The following is a 406-nucleotide window of genomic DNA, read 5'->3' on the forward strand; positions in this document are numbered from 1 at the left end:
CCGCGAGCACCGCACCCCAGCGCCAGTCGCCGGTGGCGGCGGCGGACAGGACGACAGCCGAGCCGAGTCCGGCGAGCAGGACGCCGGCGCCGGTCAGCATGACGGGCCGGGCTCCGACCCGGTCGAGCACACGGGGCAGCGACAGCGCGACGACCATGGTGCCGAACCCATTGGCGGCCAGCAGCATCGCCACACCGGACTGCGCACCGCCGAGGGTGTCGCGCACATAGTTGACGGTATTGACCATGATCACCGAGCCTGCGGCCGCGACCACCAGATTCAGGCCGACCAGCCCGCGCAGCCGCGGGGTGGCGGCGAAGATTCGCATACCCACCGAGATGCGTCCCAGGAACGACCCGTCCGTAGTGGCGCTCGCGTCCGGTATCCGAGTGGCGATCACCAGCAG

Annotated in this window: 1 pseudogene; it reads right to left on the minus strand. The window is 71.2% G+C overall.

Annotated elements, in window-relative coordinates:
• Nucleotides 1-334: pseudogene (locus GV790_RS29060) on the minus strand (MFS transporter); the annotation flags it as partial.
• Between the last annotated feature and the right edge of the window lie 72 nt (nucleotides 335-406).

This window comes from Nocardia cyriacigeorgica (assembly GCF_010858045.1).
GTDB lineage: Bacteria > Actinomycetota > Actinomycetes > Mycobacteriales > Mycobacteriaceae > Nocardia > Nocardia cyriacigeorgica_E.